Below are 4398 nucleotides of genomic sequence, written 5' to 3'. Positions count from 1 at the left end.
GTGTTTAAGGGTTCCATGGCTAGAACTCCTCGCAGTGGATAATTTGGTCAGTGTCGGGGCAATATTTGTAACTTGGCGATCGCCGGGCATAGTGAATTGCTTCCTCCCGTAGAGCAGGGTCAAAAAGCCATTGATTGAGTCGTTCCAGTTCGGACTGGGGTTTGGGGCAAACTTCCCGCTTACCACCAAAACCCTTGAGCAAACCCTGCATCATTTCCTTGAATACCTTGGCTTGCTCTGGGGCCACCGGCTCGGATTTTGGCTGGCGTTGGAAAACTTTTAGTCGAGTGCCGTCGGGAAGGATGGTGTATTCAGAATCAGGGGTCGGGGAAGAATTTTCGGGAGGGGTTTCAACACTCACCGCTGACACAAACACATCCCCAGTAACTTCTTGGGGTTCCTCAGTAGGGCAGTCACTTTCCCAGGGAGAAGGTTCACACTCAGGAGCAACAATCAGGGAAGGGATTTCCGTGGGGGCCAGCTCAGCTTCCTCAAGATTTTTACTAGGGGATAAGTCCGCCACAGGTTCGACACTTTCCAAACCCCTAGTAATTTCCTCCACACCAGGCATAAGCACCGGTGCAATTGTGGGTTCCACCACAGCCACTGGATTCATTTCTGGGGGCAGAACCGCCGTCACAGCCCGTTGATGGGTGATTAAGTTCCGTTGCTGGTCTTCGGGGATTTGGCACCCATTGGCAAGGCGCATTTGGGTATTCTCTACCCGATGGACAAATTCTTTCTGATATTGCTCCCAGCGAATGGGCAGATTAGCGGGGTCTTTCTTGAAATGGGCCAACACATCCGCCTGCTTATCGTGGAAGTCTCCGCCATATCGTTTCAGCCAGTTCTTCGCCAACCAATCGCGGAAATTGGGGTCTAGCTTGCCCTCAATGTTCCAGGGCCCCTCCGGTAGCCAATCAAAGCCTTGGTTCTTACTAGTGCGTTTTTTGGTACGACGGGCGGCGGAATATTTTTCTTCTTCTTGACTTGTCGCTATGACAGATGAGTTTTGTTTTATTTCTGCTGTAGGTAGTTTTTCCTGGGTTTTTAGCTTAATTCCATCACTTCGTCCATTTGTATTTATTGACCGATCTGGAATTTTCTCTTTTTCCTCGCTCTTCTGGTCTGGAGAGTATGAAAAAGTCTGTAAGTCTGTATATAAGGAGGAGTCCCATTTTTGGAACTGGGAATTGCAATTTTGGGACTCGATTTCCAGGTTTGGGTCTTGAGTCCCATTTTTGGAACTGACGCAAAAGCCGACTATCCTGTGGCTAACTAGTAACCCTGCATCAACTAATTGGTTTAGGGCACGGTAGAAAGTAGTCTTGCCGATGCCCAGGACTTCTTTAGCCCTTTCCCAAGTGATCTGCACCTGGCGATCGCCAAAGGGGTCGAGTCCACAAATCCAGAGCCAGAGCTTGTTTGCTGATTTTGGTAAGTCGGCGGCGATTACCTCGTGGATCTTTTCGGTTGTTAGCTTGTAGAATTGAGTCATAGTATTTGAAATTTTTTGGCGCTGGGTGGTAGAAGACCCTTCGCCTTTTTTTTATTTGGGTAGGGTGGATAAAGGGTTAAAGCTGTTGGAATAAGTTCCTAAACTGCAATTTGGTTTTCAGCATTGCGCCGTTTTTAGCGAATTTGAGGCTGATTTGTGTGGATTTACGGAGATAAAGCCCTGATCTGATTCATATAATTAAGTCCTGAAAATGTTTAGTTGCAGGTATAAAGGCTTAAGGTAAATATCTACCAAGCAAATTAGATACTGTTTAACTGAACGGCCATGGCAAAAACGTGCCTTGATATACAAAAACTCATAAATTCGGTCAATGTCACCCAGAGATTCGTCTATGGGTCACTTATGGTTTTGTTGGCGTTGGCCTAAATTACCTACTCCTGTGACATGGCGATCGCTAAAACGTCTAGGGAAGTTATCAATGGTCGGCATTCCAGACTGGAGAGGGCTGCTTGGTTCCCGAAAAGCTTTTCTGTGGTGTTTCTTGTCAGTTTATGGAAAGGTGTCATAATGGGGCTCAGAGTGGTTATGAGGTCTATGTGATAAAGCCTTGTATCCGTTTCCCCGACCTGTGATCGGGGTTATTTTTTTGCGTTTGTGCTAGACTGGGTCTGTAAAGCAGACAATTACTTTTATACAAGTAATTTGCTGATTATAATAGTAAATTGCAAGAAATGGAAAAAGATTTGTTAGGGATTTTCAAAGAAAAACTAGCACGGTATTCCATTCGTCAAAATGATATTGCTGCGGTTTTGGGCAGAAGCCCTGGGAATGTCAGCGACATCTTGAAGGGTCGCAAAAATCCCACCCTGACAACTTTTATGCAAGTTCTGAGTGCTGCAGAGCAGATCTGCCCCGGTTTTACGGATGAGTATTGGCGAGCAGTGGCCGGGCATCAATCCCTAGGGAAGTTTGTGAGTTCTCTTGATAGTGCCGAATTAGGTATTTTGTTAACTCTTGCCGGTCAAAGGCTCATTGATAACCAAAGTCAGCAGTCGACGAGTCCATTAAGGCAAAAAATATCCCAGTCTACCAAGGTTGGGTCAAATGCACAGGAGCAGGTTGCCGTTTAGGTTCAGAACTTTTTTCTGCTTCGTCTGGAACATAAATGATCTAGCGGTCGAACCAAATTATTATCTGTGGAAAAAAATACTTCCCAATTAAAAAATCCCAGAAACTCTGGGCTAGCTATGGATTTTTAGGCTTTTCCCGCTTTTCTCTTGAGCCATTCCTCCCGCGAGATATTGCCTGGGGCTAAAACTGTCTGTTTCTCCGGTTCTCGCCGTTGTCCCATCTTTAAAGACTGGGGCTTATTTTTCCTCCACAGGTCAAGGCTCAGTCCAAATTTGGCACAACATCTTCTCAGGGCCATGGTTTCTGCATTGGAGCGGCGATCGCCATTAAACCCCTAGTAAAATTTGTAGACCGCCTACATCCTCAATGCAAGGTGGTAATCCACGGTGCCATTAAATATAAACTCCACAGAAAGCCGCGGTTTAGCCGGGCAGACCTTGCTTTCCATCATTGACCAACAAAGACTTTTGGCGATCGCCGGTAAAATTTGAGTATGTTTGACAATCTCTGCAAATTTCTGGCTGAATCATTTTCTGAAGACTATGCCGCCTGGCTGTTGGGGCGACCAATCAAACTGACCAAGCTTAGTCCGACGGAACTATCCCTGGAGCCAATTCGGGCTGACTCCCTAATTTTGGAGCAATCGGAAGATTTGGTGTTGCATCTGGAATTCCAAACGGAGCCTGACTCCACCATGGGTTTTCGGATGTTGGACTATCGGGTGAGGGTATATCGCCGTTTTCCCCAAAAGACGATGCACCAATTTGTCATCTACTTGAAACCCAGTAATAATGACTTGGTTTATCAGGACAGTTTTCAGTTGGGGGAGACTTTGCACCGTTATCAAGCGATTCGGCTCTGGGAGCAATCATCGGAAGTATTTCTCCAAAGTCCAGGGCTACTGCCCCTAGCGGTATTGACGCAGACCTCTGACCCCGCACTAAAATTGAGGGAAGTGGCGACGACTGTGCTGGATCAGATTGAGGATAATCGAGTTAAGGCAAATCTCATGGCAGCAACCTCTGTTTTTGGAGGAATTCTGCTGGCCCCTGAGCTGATCAAGACAATTTTAAGGAGTGAAATTATGAAGGAATCCGCTATCTATCAAGAAATTTTAGAGGAAGGTAAAATTGCCGGGAAACTGGAGGGTCGGTTGGAGGGCAAACTAGAAGGTAGGCTGGAGGCTAAACTAGAAACTATACCCCTGTTGAAGAAATTAGGTCTTACAATCGCGGAAATTGCCAAGGAATTAGATATTGATGTTGAACTCGTTAATCGGTTTGTTGCTAACCAGAACAATTAAGGGTTGATAGAGTTTTTGGCGATCGCCTCCCAATGGCTGGAGAAGAAAATTCAACAATGACAGTGTATGTGCTATCATTCATTCTGTGAATAATCGAATTGTCATTGACACCAGTGTTTTTGTGAGTGCTCTGATTGGTGCTGATGGGCCGAGTCGGAAACTGATTAGGTATTGTTTGTTGGGGCAGTATCAACCACTGATAGGAAATGCTTTATTTGCCGAGTATGAAGCTGTAATGGGACGTAAGGAGATTATTGACCAATGTGTTTTGAGCCAGACTGAGGTTGTTAGTTTACTAGAGGCTTTGATGTCGGTTTGTGAGTGGATTAATATTTACTATCTGTGGCGACCCAATTTAAGGGATGAGGGAGATAATCATTTGATCTAAAAAAGGGTTGCGCATACCCCGCAGCTTGCTGCGATTGGGATAAGCAACCCCAAAGTATTAAAATCCCGTCATGGAAGTAAAACGGGCTAGTCATTGCGTGTATCAAATTCGCTACCA

4 protein-coding genes are annotated in these 4398 nt (G+C 45.7%); 3 read left to right on the top strand and 1 reads right to left on the bottom strand.

Features of this window, described 5'->3' with window-relative positions; all coding sequences use genetic code 11:
• Positions 1–19: 19 nt before the first annotated feature.
• A complete protein-coding gene (locus IQ219_RS17145) occupies positions 20–1498 on the bottom strand; it encodes a hypothetical protein (protein ID WP_194073411.1) in 1479 nt (492 codons plus the stop codon).
• Positions 1499–2190: 692 nt separating this feature from the next.
• On the opposite strand from IQ219_RS17145, the gene IQ219_RS17140 reads away from it, so the two are divergent.
• From IQ219_RS17140 to IQ219_RS17130, 3 genes are all read left to right on the top strand, one after another.
• Positions 2191–2589 (top strand): helix-turn-helix transcriptional regulator, encoded by a 399-nt coding sequence (locus tag IQ219_RS17140; protein ID WP_194020812.1) that lies wholly within the window; start codon positions 2191–2193, stop codon positions 2587–2589.
• Positions 2590–3083: 494 nt separating this feature from the next.
• Entirely contained in the window at positions 3084–3893 is an 810-nt protein-coding gene (locus IQ219_RS17135) for an Rpn family recombination-promoting nuclease/putative transposase (RefSeq protein ID WP_194073410.1), read from the top strand.
• Positions 3894–3978: 85 nt separating this feature from the next.
• Complete coding sequence (locus IQ219_RS17130) at positions 3979–4281, top strand: putative toxin-antitoxin system toxin component, PIN family (RefSeq protein ID WP_194073409.1); 303 nt, start codon at positions 3979–3981, stop codon at positions 4279–4281.
• The last annotated feature ends 117 nt before the right edge of the window (positions 4282–4398 follow it).

This window comes from Synechocystis sp. LEGE 06083, assembly GCF_015207725.1.
Classification (GTDB): Bacteria; Cyanobacteriota; Cyanobacteriia; order Cyanobacteriales; family Microcystaceae; genus Synechocystis; species Synechocystis salina.
This window is presented reverse-complemented; position numbering and strand designations above follow the sequence as displayed.